This window comes from Arthrobacter sp. 35W, from assembly GCF_000482545.1.
GTDB lineage: Bacteria > Actinomycetota > Actinomycetes > Actinomycetales > Micrococcaceae > Specibacter.
Map to the genome: position 1 here is coordinate 1824329 of NZ_KI519454.1, position 18027 is coordinate 1842355.

Sequence of the window (18027 nt, forward strand, 5' to 3'; positions counted from 1 at the left end):
CCACTGCTGTGCGACACACGGGCCGCCCCGCGCCGTTCCCCGCCGATTGAAGGCCCCGGGGATGCCAAAAGCCCCGGCGCCGCTCTTCAAAGAGCAGCACCGGGGCTTCGTTGGCCGGCCAGTGGGAGGGCGTGGGGATGTTAGGCCTGCTGGTCCCGCACGGCGCGGTTCACGGCGGAGATGACGGCCTTCAGCGAGGACATGGAGGTGTTGGAATCGATCCCCACGCCCCACAGCACGCGCTCGCCCACCGCGCACTCAACGTAGGCGGCGGCGCGGGCGTTGCCGCCCTCGGACAGAGCGTGCTCGGAGTAGTCCAGCACGCGGACATCCACGCCATCCTCGTGCAGGATGGACAGCAGGGCAGCGATCGGGCCGTTGCCGGTGCCCGTACGGCGCTGCACGGTGCCGTCGATGGTCATGTTGGCAACGAGAGTCATCTCGCCGTCGTCGTCAGTGGATGTCGTCAGCGAACCCAGCGCGTAGCGGCCCCAGGCGTGCTCGGCGTCGACGGCCGGCAGGTACTCGTCATTGAAGATGGTCCACAGCTGGGCGCCGGAGACCTCGCCGCCGACAGTGTCGGTGCGCTTCTGGATGACGCCGGAGAACTCCATCTGGGCCCGGCGGGGCAGGTCCAGATTGTGCTCGTTCTTCAGCAGGTAGGCCACGCCGCCCTTGCCGGACTGCGAGTTCACGCGGATCACGGCCTCGTAGCTGCGGCCCAGGTCCTTCGGATCGACAGGCAGGTACGGAACGGCCCAGGTGAAGTCGGCAACGTCCTTGCCGGCGGCAGCGGCGTCGGCCTCCAGAGCCTCAAAGCCCTTCTTGATGGCGTCCTGGTGCGAGCCGGAGAAGGCGGTGAAGACCAGATCGCCACCGTACGGGGCGCGCTCGGGCACTGGCAGCTGGTTGCAGTATTCAACAGTGCGGCGGATGTGGTCGATGTCCGAGAAGTCGATCATCGGGTCGATGCCCTGGGTGAAGAGGTTCAGGCCCAAGGTCACCAGGTCCACGTTTCCGGTGCGCTCACCATTGCCGAAGAGGCACCCCTCGATGCGGTCGGCACCAGCCAGGTAGCCCAGCTCCGCGGCGGCGACGCCGGTGCCGCGGTCGTTGTGCGGGTGCAGGGAGAGGATGATCCCCTCGCGCGGATGCAGATTTCGGCTCATCCACTCGATGGAGTCGGCGTAGACGTTGGGGGTGGCCATTTCAACTGTGGCCGGCAGGTTCAGGATCACCTGGTTGTCCGCTGAGGCCTCGAAGATGTCGGCGATGGCGTTGCAGACGCGCAGTGCGTACTCCGGCTCGGTGCCCGTGAAGGACTCCGGGGAGTATTCGTAGGTGATCTTCGTGTCGGCGAGGGTCTCCTCGTACTTCTTGCACAGGCGTGCACCCTGCAGGGCGATGTCCAGGATGCCGTCCTCGTCCTGGTTGAACACCACGCGGCGCTGCAGCACGGAAGTGGAATTGTACAGGTGGACGATGGCCTGCTTGGCTCCGACGAGGGACTCGTAGGTGCGCTGGATCAGGTGCTCGCGGGCCTGGGTCAGCACCTGGATGGTGACGTCGTCCGGGATGTGGCCGCCCTCGATCAGCTGGCGGACGAAGTCGAAGTCCGTCTGCGAGGCGGAGGGGAAGCCGACTTCAATTTCCTTGAAACCCATTTCCACCAGCAGCGTGAACATTTTCAGCTTGCGGGCCGGGCTCATCGGATCGATCAGGGCCTGGTTGCCGTCGCGCAGATCCACGGCACACCAGCGCGGAGCCTTGGTGATGACCTTGTCCGGCCACGTGCGGTCCGGCAGGGAGACGTTGATCTGGTCCTGGAACGGGACGTAGCGGTGGACGGGCATTCCGGAGGGCTTTTGTGCGTTTCGCATGGGCGTGACCTTTGGTTTTTGTTTCAGTACAGGGAAGGTCGGCCGGGCAACACAAACACCGCAGCGAGGGATCGGCCTGTACGTTGTGCAAACCTGGTCCGAAGTTTCGGACCGATCAGGTCAACGTGTGTGGGCCTCGCCGCGGCAGCTAAGAAGAAGCATTCCAGTGCGCACAAATTCAGCCTAGCATGGCGCGTAGGATGATGGTGAACCAGCTCACCCCGGCACCGGAGCCCGCAGCGGCAGGTGCCACGCAGCCTAAGGCGGACCACTACAGATGTCTCTCTCTGGGATCAACCGTGACAACTTTGACCCGGCCGTCCGGCCGCAGGATGACCTTTACAAGCATGTGAACGGCGGCTGGCTGGCGGCCGAAACCATTCCCGACGACCGCGCCCTGACGGGATCCTTCGTCACCTTGCGCGATGCCTCCGAGGCCGCGGTGCGCACCATCATCGAGACGGCGGCGGCCCAGTCCGCCGGCCACGGAGCGGATTCCGTTGCGGCGAAAATCGGCAATCTCTTTGCCGCCTTCATGGACGAGACGGCCATCGAGGCAGCCGGCGGCGCGCCGCTGGCGGATCGGATCGGCGCCATCTATGACACCGCCTCGGTAGCCGAACTCGTCATCCTGATGGGCCACCTGGACAAAGTCGGCAACGACGGTCTGTTTGGCGGCTACGTCAATAACGACGCCGGCAACCCGGAGCGCGCGCTGCTCCACCTCTACCAGAGCGGCCTGGGCCTGCCGGACGAGTCCTACTACCGCGAGGACAAGTTCGCCGAGATCCGCAATGCCTATGTCCCGCACATCGAGCGCATGCTCACGCTGGCCGGCGTGCCGGATGCCGCTGCCGCCTCGGTGCGGATCATGGCACTGGAAACCGAGATCGCCGCCACGCACTGGGACAACGTCACCCTGCGCGATCCGCAGAAGACCTACAACCTGCGCACCCGTGCCGAGGCCGAGGCTCTGCTCCCGGCCCTGGGACCGTGGCTGGATGCCATGGGCGTCACGGCGGAGCAGAGCGCCGAGCTGGTTGTTGCCACCCCGGACTTCTTCACCGGCCAGGGTGCATTGCTGGATGATTCGCGGCTGGCGGATTGGCAGAACTGGCTGGCCTGGCGGAGCATTTCCGCCGCAGCCCCGTACCTCTCCAGCGCCTTTGTGGACGCAAACTTTGCCTTCTATGGCACCACCATCTCCGGCACGCCGGCCAACCGCGAACGCTGGAAGCGCGGCGTCTCGCTGGTGGAGGGCTGCCTGGGCGAGGCCGTGGGCCAGCTCTACGTGGCCGAGCACTTCCCCGAGGGCCACAAGGCCCGCATGGAGGCGCTGGTCGCCAACCTCATCGAGGCCTACCGGCGCAGCATCGAGTCGCTGGAATGGATGAGCGAGGAGACGATCGCCGAGGCGCTGAAGAAGCTCCAGGCCTTCACCCCAAAGATCGGCTACCCAACCAAGTGGCGCGACTACACCACCCTGGCGGTCATCCCCGGCGATCTGCTGGGCAACATCGAGCGGAGCCACGGCTTTGAGCTGGCCCGCCAGATGGCCAAGATCGGCGCACCGATCGACCGTGACGAGTGGTTCATGACGCCGCAGACTGTCAACGCCTACTACAACCCCACCATGAATGAAGTGGTGTTCCCTGCCGCCATCCTGCAGCCGCCGTTCTTCGATGCCGAGGCCGACGACGCCGCCAACTATGGCGGGATCGGCGCCGTGATCGGCCATGAGATTGGCCACGGCTTCGATGACAAGGGCTCGCAGTTCGACGGCACAGGCACCCTGCGCAATTGGTGGACCGATGCGGACCGCACGGCCTTCGACGCGCTGACAGCCCGCCTGGTGGACCAGTACAACGTGCTGTCCCCGGATGCCGCACCCGGGCACACCGTCAACGGCGAGCTGACCCTGGGCGAGAACATCGGCGACCTGGGCGGACTGGCGATTGGCTACAAGGCCTACCAGATCAGCCTCGACGGCGCGGAGCCGGCGGTGATCGACGGGGCCACCGGCGCCGAGCGGTTCTTCTTCTCCTGGGCCGAGTGCTGGCGCACCAAGATCCGCACGGAGGAGGCCATCCGCCGTCTGGCGATCGACCCGCACTCCCCCGCGGAACTGCGCTGCAACGCCGTCGTGCGCAACCTGGACGCCTTCCACGACACCTTCGCCACCGCCCCCGGCGACGGCCTCTGGCTCGACCCCGAGGAGCGCGTCAGCATCTGGTAGGCCCCACCCGGTGGTTGAGCGGAGCCGAAACCCGGTGCGGCAATCATGTCCCCGGGTCTCGGCTTCGCTCGACCAGCGGGGCCACAGCTTCCGCCAATCCGGTGCACCTATAGTGAAGCCATGACCGACGCGCCCCGGAATTCATTCACGGACCTTCCCCCGCTGGCCCACCCCGATGGAACGCCCATCCGGGCGCTGGTGGTCGACGACGAGCCGAGCCTCACCGAACTCATCAGCATGGGTCTGCGGCTGGCGGGCTGGGACGTGGCCACGGCCGCCGACGGCGCCGAGGGCGTGCGCACCGCCCGTGCCTTCCGCCCGGACGTGCTGGTCCTGGATGTCATGATGCCCGGCATGGACGGCATCGAAGCCCTGGGCAAGATCAGGGAGTTCTCCCCCGGCGTGCCGGCGCTGTTCCTCACCGCCCGCGACGCCGTCCAGGACCGCATCGCCGGCCTGGCCTCGGGCGGCGACGACTACGTCACGAAACCATTCAGCGTCGAAGAGCTGCTGCTGCGCCTGCACCGCCTGGTGCAGCGCTCCGGCGTTGCCGCCATGGACAGTGCCGAGCTGGTGGTGGGCGATCTGGTGCTGAACCTCGACACCCGGGAAGTGACGCGCGGCGGGACGGACATCGACCTGACGGCGACCCAGTGGGAACTGCTGCGCTACCTGATGGAGAATGCCCGGCGGGTGGTAAGCCGGCCGCAGATCCTGGACCAGGTGTGGCACTACGATTTCAACGGCCAGGCCAACATCGTTGAGCTGTACATCTCGTACCTGCGCAAGAAGATCGACGTCGGACGGACGCCCATGATCCACACCGTCCGGGGCGTGGGGTACGTGCTTAAGCCGGCCGATTCGTGACGGCAGCCAAACGGCGCAGGGCCCACCGGCTGCGCACCAAACTCATCGTGGCCATGCTGGCGCTGCTGGCCGCCATCTGCGCCAGCGTGGGGTTCGTTGGCCATCTGGCCATGAACGACTACCTCACCAAACAGATCGACGACGGCCTGCACCAGGCCGCCTCCCGCGCGTTTGGGCCGCAGGGGCCGCCGAACGGCAGTGGGCCCTCCAACCCGGGCAGCCAGCCCAACCCCCTGGACACGCGCGGCCAACGCCCCGGAACCCTGAATGCACTCTTTTCCGGTGACGTCGCGAAGTCCTCCGCCGTCGTCCAAACGGACGGCAGCGCCGTCGCCCTTTCAGCCGAGGATCTGGCGAAGATCGCCCAGACCGCCCCCACGGGGCAGGCCACCGAGCTCACCCTCTCCAGCGGCACCTACCGGCTCTCCGCCTCCACGGCATCGACGCCCACCGGGGAAAAGCTGGTCACCGGCCTGTCCACGGCGGACCGGGACTCCACCCTGAACTCGCTGAATCTGGTCACCACCATCGTGTCCGTGGCAGGGCTGGCCATCATCGGCCTTGTTGGCACTGTCATCGTCAGGCGCTCTCTGCGTCCCCTGGATGAACTCTCCGATGTCGCCACCACTGTCGCAAGCCTTCCGCTGGAATCCGGCGAGGCAGCCATCGATGTGCGCATCCCGCCGCTTGCCGCCGAGCCGGGCACCGAGGTGGGCGAGGTGGGCGTGGCCTTCAACAACATGCTCGACCATCTGACCCGATCGTTTGCCGCACGCCATGCCAGCGAGATGCAGGTGCGGCAATTTGTCGCCGATGCCAGCCATGAATTGCGCACGCCGCTGGCCTCCATCCGCGGCTACACCGAACTCATCCTGCTCAGCGAACGTCTGAGCCCGGCCGGAACAGTTGCCCTGCGCCGGGTGGACAGCGAGTCCAAGCGCATGTCCGCCCTCGTGGAGGATTTGATGCTGCTGGCCCGGCTCGATGAAGGCCAGCGCGACGAACCCAGCGATGTGGACCTGTCCGATCTGCTCATGGAAACGGTGCAGGACAGCAAGATCGCCGCCCAGGACCACCACTGGTCCCTGGAACTCCCCCAGGAACCTGTGCTGGTCAACGCGGTGGAAACCGAAGTCCGGCAGGTGCTGATCAATCTGCTCTCCAATGCCCACAAGCACACGGCACCCGGAACCCACATCCGGGTCAATCTGACGACGACGGCGGGCACGGCAACGCTGGACATCGAGGACAGCGGGGAGGGCATCGCCGGGGAATTCCTGGACCAGGTGTTCCTGCGGTTCAGCCGGCAGGATGCCTCGCGGTCGGCGGTCCAGGGCAAAGGCACCAACAGTTCGGGCCTGGGGCTGGCGATCGTCAAGGCCCTGGTGGAGGCGAATAATGGCACCGTTGCGGTTGCCAGTTCCCCCGGAATGACACGATTCACGGTGCGGCTGCCCACACTCCAGGGGTAGCCCCGGGGCCGCGGGACTCCTCACAGCTTCAGCACAAGCTCGACCTGCACGGGGCACAGAGCGGGTCTTTACAAAAGAAGTATGACTACTTCACACCCGCCCCTGAATGAAAAGCCCGCCAATCCCCCGCCCAGTGACAGTGCCGCCAAGAAGCCCACGCGCAGGGTGGTCCTCGGCGGAGCCCTGGCCATGGTGCTCTCGGCCGGCGGAGCAGCCGCCTGGGCCCTGGACCGCTTCGTGGTTGAGCACGTCGAAATCTCCGACGTCAGCGCCTACGAGGCCAGCCAGTCTGCCACCGCGGCCACAACCAGCACCGGAACCACGGAATCCACCGCCGCCACGGTTCCCACAGTTCTGACGGACACCGGCTTCAGTTCCGGGGACGCCAACATCGCCATCAGCACGGCAACCACCGGCAGCGGCTCGAATCTGGCCACCTACTTCGTCGCCGACGTGCAGCTGGCGGCAGGCACAGCACTGAGATCCGCCTTTGCCCAGGACAGCTTCGGGGAGAACATCACCGAAAACACCTCGGCCATCGCCGCGGACAATGGCGCCGTCTTCGCCATCAACGGCGACTACTACGGCTTCCGGGACACCGGCATCGTGGTCCGCAATGGGGTTGCCTACCGTGACAAGGGCGCCCGCGAGGGCCTGGCCTTCTACCGGGACGGCACCGCCACGATGTACGACGAAACCACGACGTCGGCCGCCGAGCTCGTTGCCGACGGCGTCTGGAACACCCTCTCCTTCGGTCCATCGCTGATCGAGGGCGGCGCCGTCAAGGCCGGCATCGACAGTGTGGAGGTCGACACCAACATCGGCAACCACTCCATCCAGGGGCTCCAGCCGCGCACTGCGGTGGGCGTTCTGGGGACCAACCACCTGGTGTTCGTGGTGGTGGACGGCCGGTCCGAGGGGTACAGCGCGGGCGCCACCATGAGCGGTCTGGCGCAGATCATGCTGGATCTGGGCGCCACCACCGCCTACAACGTTGACGGCGGCGGATCCTCCACCATGTACTTCAACGGCGCCTTGGTCAACAACCCCCTCGGCAAGAACCAGGAACGCGGCACCTCCGACATCCTCTACGTGGCCGGGTAGGGCCGCCATGATCATCCTGATCCCGGCATACGAACCCGACGAAAAGCTCCTTGACCTGGTTGCCGCCCTGGATGAAGCCGGCGGTGCCGTCCACGTCGTCGTCGTCAATGACGGCAGCGGACCCGGCTACGAACAGCTCTTCGCCCAGGCGCGGCTGCTGGGCGCCAGGGTGATCGGCTATCCCAACAACCACGGCAAGGGGCAGGCCCTCAAGACAGGCTTCGGCTACATAGCCGCGCATTTCCCCGGCCAGGACGTGGTCTGTGCGGACAGCGATGGCCAACATGGCGTCCCCGACATCCTTCGTGTGGCCGCGGCCGTGCGGTCGACCCAGGCCATGGTGCTGGGTGAACGCCGGTTCGACGGCGAGGTTCCGCTGCGCAGCAGGATCGGCAACGGCGCCACCAGACTCTTCTTCGGGCTGGCCACCGGGGCCCGGCTCCACGACACGCAGACCGGCCTGCGCGGCTACCCGGCCCGGCTGCTCCCCTGGCTGCAATCCATCCACGGGGACCGGTACGAGTATGAGCTCAACTTGCTGCTGGAGGCCCGGCAGCAGGGAATCCCGATGGAGAGCATCACCATTGCCACCATCTACCTCCAGCACAATGAGTCATCGCATTTCCGGCCGCTGCAGGATTCCCTGCGCATCTACGCACCCCTGGTGAAGTTCTCCCTGTCATCCCTAGGTGGATTCGCCGTGGACCTGGCGCTGTTCCTGGTGCTCAACGCCGCCACCGGATCCCTGCTGCTGGCGGTGGCCGGCGCCCGCGCCGTAAGCGCCGGGGTGAACTTTGCGATCAACCGCACCCTCGTGTTTCCGGAGGGAAGGACGACGCCGTTGGGACGCAGCGCTGTCCGGTACCTGGCCCTCGTGCTGCTCCTGATGGGAGCCAACTATTGCCTGCTCTTTGCCCTGACGGAGGCCGGACTGCCGGCACTTCCCGCCAAACTCCTCACCGAAATTGGACTGTTCCTGGCCAGTTTCGCCCTGCAGAAGCGCTTCCTGTTCCGGCGGATCCGGCCGCCGGCGGCAGAAAAGCAGCACTCACAAGGCAGGCTGCCCGCTGGCACAGATTCGGCACAGACTCGCTTGGAAATCTAGACATAGACGCTTTCCCAGACCCTATTGGAGACCTTCATGAACACGCTCATCTTCCTGGCCGCAGACCTCGCGGCGATCTCGCTGCTCACCTTCGGTTTGTACCTGCGCCGGCACCGGCGCCGCGATCTGGTGGTGTCCTACCTCGGCATGAACGTCGGCGTGCTCGCCGTGGCGACGGCGCTCTCCGGTTCTGCGGCCGGCGTCGGACTTGGTTTGGGCCTGTTCGGCGTCCTGTCGATCATCCGCCTCCGCTCCACGGAGCTGGCCCAGCACGAGGTGGCGTACTACTTCTCTGCCCTTGCCCTGGGTCTCATCTCCGGCCTGGGCGTTGAACCGATGTGGGTGACGCTGTCGCTCATGGCCCTGATCCTGGCTGTCATGTTCGTTGGCGACCACCCCCGCGTGCTGCCGGCCTACCGCCACCAGACCGTCATCCTGGACCAGGCGATTGCCGACCCGGCGCTGTTGAAGGCGCGCCTTGAGGAGGTGCTCGGAGCCACCGTGCACACGGCCATCGTCCAGGAACTGGACCTGGTCAACGACAAGACCACTGTGGATGTCCGGTTCGAAACCAGGACCAAGGCACCCGTTCCGCCCGAGGCCCGCGGACCGCTGCACGAGCAGCTGGCCGCCCGGCTTCCCGGGGGCGAGGTCCGCTACGACCACGTGGGCATCTCATGAGCCCGCTCGGCCGGCACACGGCGCTCGGTCCGTGGCTGTCGCAGCTGCCGCCCCTCTCGCTGGAGGCGCTCAACGCTGCGGCGGCCCTGCAGACCCGGGTCGACAGGAAGTACCTCGTTCCGCTGGAGAAGCTCAGCGGAATCCTCGACAGCTTTGCCGGGGAGGTCCACATCCTTCAGGAGGCCGGCCTCCGGCTGTTTGCCTACGACTCGGTGTACTTCGACACCCCCGCCCTCGACAGCTACTTTCTGGCCGCCTTTGGCCGGCGGCGGCGCTACAAGATCCGCACCCGCAGCTATCTGGACAGCGGTGTGGCCTTCCTGGAGGTCAAGACGGAAGGCTCCCGGAGCGCGACAGTCAAGGAACGCATTCCCTACGACCCGTCCGACAGATCCACCATCACGCCGGAAGGCGCCGAATACATCGCCCAAACGCTGCAGGCAACGGCCTTGCTGCCGCCGCCGGGTCCGCTGGCTCCGGTGCTGGAAACCAGCTACGGACGGACCACCCTGTACCTGCCCGGCTCGAACAGCCGGGCAACCGTCGACTTCAACGTCACCTGGACCACGCCCCGCGGCGAACGCCTGGTCCTAGGCGACGCCGTCGTTCTCGAAACAAAATCCGGTTCAACGACCGGCCAGCTCGACAAGCACCTGTGGCGCCACGGCGTCAGGCCCTCCCGCATCTCCAAATTCGCCACCGGCATGGCAGCCCTGACGCCGGGACTGCCCGCCAACCGCTGGCACCAAACACTTATGCGCAGCATGCCCCGACCCTCTACCACCCCAAGGACGACCTCATGAAGAAATTCACCCGCCCCCAGCTCATCACCTCCGTGGCGGCCCTGGCCCTGGCCACAGCCCTGGCCGGCTGCTCAACACAGACTTCCAGCCCGGCGTCGGACAGCAGCAGCATGGCCGCAGCGTCCACCGCCGCCACCTCGGGTCCGACCACGGAAGCCATCGACGCCGACCTGGCCGCGTCCATCGCCGCCACCACCCACTTCGACCAGGACGATCTCAGCTGGGATGCGGCAAAGGAGACAGCCGTCGCCCTGGCCGACAATGCCACCACGGCGTCAGGGACCAACGCCGGCAGTGTCACCGTCAGCGGCAACACGGTGACCATCACCGCCGGCGGAACCTACCGGCTGTCAGGAGACCTCGACAATGGGACGGTGGTGGTGGCCGCCGGCGAGGAGGACGTGGTCAGGATTGTTCTGGACAACGCAAGCATCTCCAGCCCGACGGGCGCGGCGGTGGACATCCAGAGCGCCAACGAAGTCCTGATCTACCTGGCGGACGGCAGCACCAACGACGTCAGCGACGCCAGCAGCTATGCGGACACGGCAACGGACGCAGCCAATGCCGCCATCTACTCGCTGGCCGATCTCACGATTGCCGGCCCGGGCACCCTGAGCGTCAACGGAAACTACCAGGACGGCATCGTCTCCAAGGACGGTCTGGTCCTGGCCTCCGCCACCGTGAGCGTCGATGCCGTGGACGATGGCATCAAGGGCAAGGACTACACGGCGCTGCTGGACGGGATCTACACCGTGGCGGCCGGCGGCGACGGCGTGAAGTCCACCAATGACACCGATGCCGATAGGGGCTGGCTGCTGGTGGCCGGCGGCACGCTGGACGTCGCCGCCGGCGACGACGGCATCAAGGCAGCCACCACGCTCACGGTGAGCGGCGGGACGGCCACGGTGTCCGAGTCCGAGGAGGGCCTGGAGGCCCCGCACATCGTGGTCTCCGGCGGAACCGTCACGGTGAATTCCAACGACGACGGCATCAATGCCGCGGGCGGATCCAATTCCACGACCGGGACCACGGGTGGCGGCATGGGCGGGGGCATGGGCGGCGGCGATGCCGTGGGCGACTACTCAGTGGACATCTCCGGGGGCAGCGTGACCATCAATGCCGAGGGCGACGGCCTCGATTCCAACGGCAACGCCAGCATCAGCGGCGGAACAGTGGTGGTCAACGGGCCCACCAACGACGGCAACGGCGCTCTGGACGTCAACGGCGAACTGGTGGTCACCGGTGGAACCGTTGCCGCCGCAGGCAGTGCTGGAATGGCCGTAACCCCCAGTGCGTCCTCCAGCCAGTCCGGCCTGCAATTCACGTTCACCTCCGCAGTACCGGCGGGGACGGCCCTTCAGATCGTTGACTCCGCTGGAAACGTGGTGTCGACATTCGTCACCTCAAAGACGACGGCCTCGCTGGTCTTCTCCAGTGCGGACATCACGGCCGCCGGGCAGTACACCGTCACTGCGGCAGGTGCCGAGCTCGTGACCGTGACGGCCGGCGAATACACCGAAGGCCGCATGCCCGGCCGGATGTAGCACCCCACACCAGAAAGTTCCGCCCCACCTGCCGAAACAGGTGGGGCGGGGCTTTTTGTTAGTCTTTCGGCGCCGGTCCCGCCTGCCGAAACCAGGTGATACGGACGCATCCCCCAGCCGGCGACGTCGAACCCCCTCCAGGACGCAGTACGAAACGCGTCCTCGAAGGGGAACTGCGTCATGGCTGAAGTTGGGTGGCCCCGAGTAGGTCTCGACAAGCTCGACCACCGAGCGCGGTGGTTGAGCGAAGCGGAGCGGAGCCGAAACCAGGTGAGGCGAACGCGTCCCCCAGCCGGCGACGTCGAACCCCCTCCAGGACGCAGTACGAGACGCATCCTCGAAGGGGAACTGCGTCATGACTGCAGGTGCGCGTCACCGAGGTCAACCAGCGACCAGGCTAGTAGGTGTAGTAGCCCTTGTTGACCGTGAGGCAGGATTGGGCGTCGTCGGCGGTGCTGGCGACAATGTCGGGCGGGATGACGACGGTGCCGTACGTGGTGCCGGAGACGAAGTCCGCGCCCAGGCGCAGCTGGACGCCGGAGATGGTCGGATCGGACACCAGCGACGTGGCCGGAATGCCGAAGAGTGCCGCCACGTCCCCGGCGACATCCGCGAAGTCCGCACCATAGGCGACGGTGGTGACACTGGCGGTCTGGGCCACGGAGGTCTGGTAGGAGTTGGTGAAGCCCGCACCGGCCAGAGCGTTCACGATCTCCACGGCGCGGCCCACCACACCCGTGGCATTGACGGCCACCACGGGCTGGATGGCCTTGTTGTAGGTGGGTGCGGCGGGAGGCGCCGCAGGTGCCGTGGCGGCATCGGTGCTGGGAGCGGACGTGCCCGCGTCCGTGGCGGGTGCAGTTCCGGTGCCGGTGAAGTTGGCGTCGTCGCGCATGGCGGCGAAGAGCTGGGCGGCCTCGGGCTCCTTGAGCTGCACACGGTTCTCGTCCCCCACATACGGCTCATAGGGGGCCGTGATGAAGGCGACGCCGGCCAGGTCCACCTTGTTCAGGCGGCCGGCCAGGGCAACCATCGAGGGGATGTTGGCCAGCCCCGAGTCGATGGTGAGGTTCTTGGTGATGGTCTCGGCAATGCCATAGACCTTCGGAATGTTGTTCAGGGTGTCATCGCTCTTGATCTTGCGGACCATGGAGCCCAGGAAGTACTGCTGGGCCTGGATGCGGGCCAGGTCGGACGCGTCGCCGAAGGAGTGGCGCGTGCGCAGGAAGGCCAGCGCCTGTTCGCCCTGGACCAGGCTCTTGCCGGCCGGCAGCACCAGATGCGAACCATCAAAGTCGTCCATCGAATGGTCCACGCAGACCTCCACGCCGCCGAGGGCGTTGGAGAGCTCCTTGACGGCCGTGAAGTCCGCCAGCATGAAGTGGTCGATGTGCAGTCCGGTCAGGGCGTTGATAGCCGCCACTGTGCAGCCAGGGCCGGCCATTTGGAGCGCTGAGTTGAGCTGGGCCATCGCCAGAGCAGGCTTGACCTCGCCGGTCTTGGAGTCGCGGCAGGAGGGAATGGGGGCCATCATGTCGCGCGGGAAGCTGGTGACGGTAACGCGCTTGTTGTCCGCCGAAAGGTTCATCAACAGCATGACGTCGGATTGGCCGGCGCCCGCAGAGTCCTCTTCCGTCCCATACTCGCTGTTGGCGCCGTCGCGGGTGTCGGTGCCCAGGATCAGGATCTGCAGCGGATCGGTGCTGTCATTGACCAGCGGCGCACCGGTGGCCTCCCCCACGGCGGCGTTCAAGTCGGAGACCGTCACATTGCTCTGCAGCCGCCAGACGAGCAGGGCCACCACGCCGGCACCGGCCAGCAGCGCCACGGCCGTGGCCGACGCCGTGATCTTCAACCACAGCGGAGCCCCCCGCTTGGTCCGGAAGTGGCGCCCATTGGAGACAGCTGCAGCGGCAGGGGTGGCAGCAGCCGCCTTCGACGACGAAGCACCCCTTCCTGCACCTGATTCGGCACGGCGACGCCCCATGGATGGACCTTTCGTAGGGAACAAAGAACTCAGGCAAGTTTACGCACCGCCCCTGTGAAGTTCCCGAGTGCGGGCACTTCGCAGGGGCGGTTGCAGTCAAACAGGCCGATTGTGGCGGCGGAAACCGCCTGCAGCTGCGGCTAGAAGCCCAGTTTGACGAGCTGCTTGGGATCGCGCTGCCAGTCCTTGGCCACCTTGACGTGCAGGTCAAGGTAGACCTTGGTGCCCAGCAGGGCTTCGATGCCGCGGCGGGCGTTGGTGCCCACCTCGCGCAGCCGGGATCCACCCTTGCCGATGATGATCGCCTTCTGGGACGGACGCTCCACGTACAGGTTGACGCGCACATCGAGCAGCTGGTGGTCCTCATCGCGGCCCTCGCGGGGCACAATCTCCTCCACGACGACGGCGAGGGAGTGCGGCAGCTCGTCGCGGACGCCCTCCAGGGCGGCCTCGCGCACCAGCTCGGCAACCATCACGGCCTCCGGCTCGTCGGTGAGTTCGCCGTCGGGGTACAGTGCCGGGGACAGCGGCATGTGGCTGGCCAGCACCTCCGCGACGGTCTCCACCTGGAAGCCGTCGACGGCGGAGACGGGAACGACGTCGGCCCAGCCGTCGCCGCCGAGCACCTCGCGGCCCAGCTCGGCCACGGCCAGCAGCTGGTCCGTGACAGCCTGGCGGTCCACGGTGTCGGTCTTGGTGACTAGGGCGATGATGGGCTTGTTGCCCAGCTGTGCCAGCTGGTTGGCGATGAAACGGTCGCCGGGGCCGATCTTTTCATTGGCCGGCAGGCAGAAACCGATGGCATCCACTTCGCTGAGGGTGTCGGCCACCAGATCGTTCAGCCGCTTGCCCAGCAGGGTGCGCGGGCGGTGCAGCCCGGGGGTGTCCACCAGCACCAGTTGGAACTTCTCGCGGTGGACCACGCCGCGGATGGTGTGCCGGGTGGTCTGCGGCTTGGCGGAGGTGATCGCTACCTTCTGCCCCACCAATGCGTTGGTCAATGTCGACTTGCCGGCATTCGGACGCCCGGCCAGAACGGCAAAGCCCGCACGGAAGTTCTCATCGCCGGCCGTGAATACATCGGCCTTCGCCCCGCGCTTTGCGCTGTGGCCGGCCTTGGCCTTGGATTCCTTCATGATTCGCTCCCTGCGGCGGTGCCGTCTTGGTGTTTGGTTCTGCTGCTGTGGATGGTGCTGTTGGTGCCGTCTGCACCGGTGCTGTTAGTGCCAGTCTCCGCTTGCCTCATGTCACTGGCAATAATGTGGCTGACGCGCCTGCCCCTGCCCTCAAGCTCCTCGGCCCTCAGGTGGATGCCGGCAACGGAAACCTGGCTGCCGGGGACGGGGACGCGGCCAAGATGTTTGGCCAGGAGTCCACCAACGGTGTCCACCTCGTCGTCCTCCAGGTCAAGACCGAAGAGTTCGCCCAGATCGTCCACCGCCAGCCTGGCGCTGACCCGGAAGCTGCCACCGCCCAGCGGCTGGACCTCGGGGGTTTCGGAGTCGTATTCGTCCACGATCTCCCCCACGATCTCCTCGATAAGATCCTCCAGGGTGACCAGGCCGGCCGTTCCACCGTACTCGTCGATGACAATGGCCAGGTGCGTGGATTCGACCTGCAGCTCCCCCAGAAGCTCTGTGACAGGCTTGGATTCGGGAACGTAGCGCACCTGCCGGGAGACTGCCTCGACGGGCGGCGCCTTCTCGTCCGGGCCCAGCCGGTACGTGGTGGCCACGACGTCCTTCAAATACAGGATGCCCAGAATCTGGTCGGTGCTCTCGCCAATCACCGGAATCCGGGAGAAGCCGGTGAGCAGGAAGACCTCCATCGCCTCGTCAAGGGAGGAGCCATGGGCCACGCCCACAATGTCGGTCCGCGGCACCATGACGGCGCGCACCAGGGTGTCGCCCATGTCGATGACGCTCTGGATCAACTCCGCCTCGGAGTCTTCAAGCATCTCGGACTCGCTGGCGCGGTCCACAAATTCGCGGAATTCCTCTTCGCTGACAAACGCCTGCTCGCCGCGGGGTGCGCCCGGTGCAACGGCACTGCCGATGGCAACCAGCCAGCCCGGGATCGGGCCGAGCACCCAGCACAGGAAGTGGACCACGGAGGCGGTGCGTCCGACGACGGCGGCCGAGTGCAGGCGGCCCCACTGGCGTGGCGACACCCCCACCAGGACGAAGCCGATGCCGGCCATCACAATGGTGGCCAGCAGTCCGGCGGCCCACAGGTTGTCCAGCAGGTCCAGCACCAGGATCGCGACGGCGACTGCCGAAGCCATTTCAAACCAGATGCGCCAAAACCGCAGGGCGTCCATGTGGGACACGGGGGCATCGAGGATGCGTTGGAGGGAGGCACTGCGGCGGTGTGCCGCTACGGCCTCGGCGTCATGGCGGGGAAAGTAGAGAAATGCAGCCTCCGTGGCGGAGAGCAGTGCCGTAATGGCCACGAAGGCAAGCCCCATGACCGCAAGTGCGGCGGTGATCACTGCATGGTCTCCTGTGGGGCATCCTTGCCCGTGAATCCGGAGAGCAGCGTGCGCTGGAGGCCGAACATTTCTTCCTTCTCCTCCGGCTCTGCATGGTCATAGCCCAGCAGGTGCAACACGCCGTGGGTGGTCAGCAGCATGATCTCATCGGCGGTGCTGTGGCCGGCCGTTTTGGCCTGTTCCTCGGCCACCACCGGGCACACCACGATGTCGCCCAGCAGCCCGGCGGGCGTGGGGCGTTCCGGAGAGCCGGGGCGCAGTTCATCCATCGGGAAGGAGAGGACGTCGGTGGGGCCCGGCTCATCCATCCATTCGATGTGCAGCTTTTCCATGGTGTCCACGTCGGCCATGATGATGGACAGCTCCGTCTGCGGGTGGACGTAGAGCTGGTCGAGGATGTAGCGGACCAAACGGACCAGTCCGGCCTCGTCGACGTCGACGCCGGACTCGTTGTTGATTTCGATGCTCATGGCTGTGTATTTCCGTTCGTCGTGGGCGCATGGGCGCCCCCGTTTGCATGTGTGGCACGTTCCCGTGCGCGGGCGTCGTCCCAGCGGCTGTAGGCACTGACAATGTCTCCCACCAGACGGTGGCGCACGACGTCGTCGGCCTCAAGGATGGAGAAGTTCACATCATTGACGTCCTTCAGGATCGAGCGAACGATCCGCAGGCCGGAGTTGGTCCCGGAGGGCAGGTCAACCTGCGTCACGTCACCTGTGACCACCATCTTGGAGCCGAAGCCCAGACGCGTGAGGAACATCTTCATCTGTTCCGGGGTGGTGTTCTGTGCCTCGTCCAGGATGATGAAAGCGTCGTTGAGTGTGCGGCCGCGCATATAGGCCAGCGGCGCAACCTCAATGGTGCCGGCGGCCATCAGTCGCGGAATCGAATCCGGGTCCATCATGTCGTGCAGGGCATCGTAGAGCGGGCGCAGATAGGGGTCGATCTTGTCGCTGAGCGTGCCCGGCAGGAAGCCTAGGCGCTCCCCCGCTTCGACGGCGGGGCGGGTCAGAATGATGCGGCTGACGTCCTTTTGCTGCAGCGCCTGGACGGCCTTGGCCATGGCCAGGTAGGTCTTGCCGGTGCCGGCGGGGCCGATGCCGAACACGATGGTGTTGGCGTCGATGGCGTCGACATAGCTCTTCTGGTTGCGTGTCTTGGGCCGGATGGTGCGCCCGCGGCTGGAGAGGATGTTGTAGGTCAGCACATCAACCAGCGACGCCGATTGCTGGGCGCGCAGCATGGTGACCAGCTGCTGCAGCACTGCCGGGGTCACAGTCGTCTTGCGCTCCACCAGGCCGCGGACCTCTTCGAAGAGGCGCATGATGTTCGGCACATCACGGGCCGGGCCGGAGATGGAGAGCTCATTGCCACGGGCCAGGAAGCTGACCTGGGGGTAGCTGGCCTCCACGAAACGCAGCGCCTCGTCGTGGGCGCCAAGTGACTGCACCATTTGTTCCGGGGAGTCGAAGGAGACGATTTCCGTGCGGATTCCATCAATGGAATGCGGGAAGCTGCCCGCACCCTCAGGGACGCTGGGATGCCCGCCGTTGCTGGCTGTCGCTGAATCTGCCATAGGTTCGGCCATGTGGCCTGGAATCTCTCCTTGAGACGATGGTGCACTGAATCATCTTGGTCAATGCAAATGCGGGTCCCGCATTTGCATCATCTTACGGCACCAGCCCTGCCCGCACCCGTGGAACATGCCTCCCGTTCGCTGCAGGAAGACGGCTTCATCTCAAAAGGGTTTCGATCCGGTTTCAGTTCGGTCGGATCGTCGAATTCTGCACTTATGCAACCGGCTGTTGTGCAAAGCTGGTTTGGTCACCCTAGAGGTCCCACCTCCGTTCCGCCACA

Annotated in this window: 14 protein-coding genes; 8 read left to right on the top strand and 6 right to left on the bottom strand. The window is 66.1% G+C overall.

Going from position 1 to position 18027, the window contains the following annotated elements; all coding sequences use genetic code 11:
* Positions 1 to 140: 140 nt before the first annotated feature.
* Positions 141 to 1880, bottom strand: coding sequence for a 2-isopropylmalate synthase (gene leuA / locus K254_RS0108020; RefSeq protein WP_026554930.1), 1740 nt, complete (start codon positions 1878 to 1880; stop codon positions 141 to 143).
* Positions 1881 to 2157: 277 nt separating this feature from the next.
* Here leuA and K254_RS0108025 point away from each other — a divergent pair, with 277 nt between their 5' ends.
* The 8 genes from K254_RS0108025 (at position 2158) to K254_RS22395 (ending at position 11692) form a co-directional block, all read left to right on the top strand.
* A complete protein-coding gene (locus K254_RS0108025; protein ID WP_026554931.1) occupies positions 2158 to 4116 on the top strand; it encodes a M13 family metallopeptidase in 1959 nt (652 codons plus the stop codon).
* A 120-nt stretch (positions 4117 to 4236) separates the two neighbouring features.
* A complete protein-coding gene (locus K254_RS0108030) occupies positions 4237 to 4983 on the top strand; it encodes a response regulator transcription factor (RefSeq protein WP_026554932.1) in 747 nt (248 codons plus the stop codon).
* Complete coding sequence (locus tag K254_RS0108035) at positions 4980 to 6455, top strand: sensor histidine kinase (RefSeq protein ID WP_026554933.1); 1476 nt, start codon at positions 4980 to 4982, stop codon at positions 6453 to 6455. Before K254_RS0108030 ends, K254_RS0108035 begins: the two co-directional genes overlap by 4 nt.
* Positions 6456 to 6536: 81 nt before the next feature.
* Positions 6537 to 7559, top strand: a complete 1023-nt coding sequence (locus K254_RS0108040) for a phosphodiester glycosidase family protein (protein WP_081709959.1) — start codon at positions 6537 to 6539, stop codon at positions 7557 to 7559.
* A 7-nt stretch (positions 7560 to 7566) separates the two neighbouring features.
* Positions 7567 to 8664 carry a bifunctional glycosyltransferase family 2/GtrA family protein gene (locus K254_RS0108045; protein ID WP_026554935.1) on the top strand — a complete coding sequence of 366 codons (1098 nt, stop codon included), beginning with the start codon at positions 7567 to 7569 and terminating at the stop codon, positions 8662 to 8664.
* 36 nt (positions 8665 to 8700) lie between these two features.
* A complete protein-coding gene (locus tag K254_RS22390; RefSeq protein ID WP_081710087.1) occupies positions 8701 to 9345 on the top strand; it encodes a DUF4956 domain-containing protein in 645 nt (214 codons plus the stop codon).
* Positions 9342 to 10148, top strand: a complete 807-nt coding sequence (locus K254_RS0108055) for a polyphosphate polymerase domain-containing protein (RefSeq protein ID WP_026554936.1) — start codon at positions 9342 to 9344, stop codon at positions 10146 to 10148. The genes K254_RS22390 and K254_RS0108055 overlap by 4 nt, the downstream gene beginning before the upstream one ends.
* Complete coding sequence (locus tag K254_RS22395) at positions 10145 to 11692, top strand: carbohydrate-binding domain-containing protein (protein WP_051388971.1); 1548 nt, start codon at positions 10145 to 10147, stop codon at positions 11690 to 11692. The genes K254_RS0108055 and K254_RS22395 overlap by 4 nt, the downstream gene beginning before the upstream one ends.
* A gap of 397 nt (positions 11693 to 12089) precedes the next feature.
* Here the strand turns inward: K254_RS22395 and K254_RS22400 are convergent, their stop codons facing one another.
* The 5 genes from K254_RS22400 to K254_RS22410 all read right to left on the bottom strand — a co-directional run bounded on the left by K254_RS22400 (position 12090) and on the right by K254_RS22410 (position 17746).
* Positions 12090 to 13679 carry an LCP family protein gene (locus K254_RS22400; protein ID WP_081709960.1) on the bottom strand — a complete coding sequence of 530 codons (1590 nt, stop codon included), beginning with the start codon at positions 13677 to 13679 and terminating at the stop codon, positions 12090 to 12092.
* Positions 13680 to 13819: 140 nt separating this feature from the next.
* Entirely contained in the window at positions 13820 to 14815 is a 996-nt protein-coding gene (gene era, locus K254_RS0108070) for a GTPase Era (RefSeq protein WP_035749129.1), read from the bottom strand.
* The gene (locus tag K254_RS22405) at positions 14812 to 16170 is read right to left on the bottom strand and encodes a hemolysin family protein (RefSeq protein ID WP_442853044.1); all 1359 of its coding nucleotides are present in this window, start codon (positions 16168 to 16170) and stop codon (positions 14812 to 14814) included. Before K254_RS22405 ends, era begins: the two co-directional genes overlap by 4 nt.
* On the bottom strand, positions 16167 to 16640 hold the full coding sequence (gene ybeY, locus K254_RS0108080) for an rRNA maturation RNase YbeY (RefSeq protein WP_026554938.1): 474 nt from the start codon (positions 16638 to 16640) through the stop codon (positions 16167 to 16169). The genes K254_RS22405 and ybeY overlap by 4 nt, the downstream gene beginning before the upstream one ends.
* Positions 16637 to 17746, bottom strand: coding sequence for a PhoH family protein (locus K254_RS22410; protein ID WP_051388972.1), 1110 nt, complete (start codon positions 17744 to 17746; stop codon positions 16637 to 16639). The genes ybeY and K254_RS22410 overlap by 4 nt, the downstream gene beginning before the upstream one ends.
* Positions 17747 to 18027 lie beyond the last annotated feature (281 nt).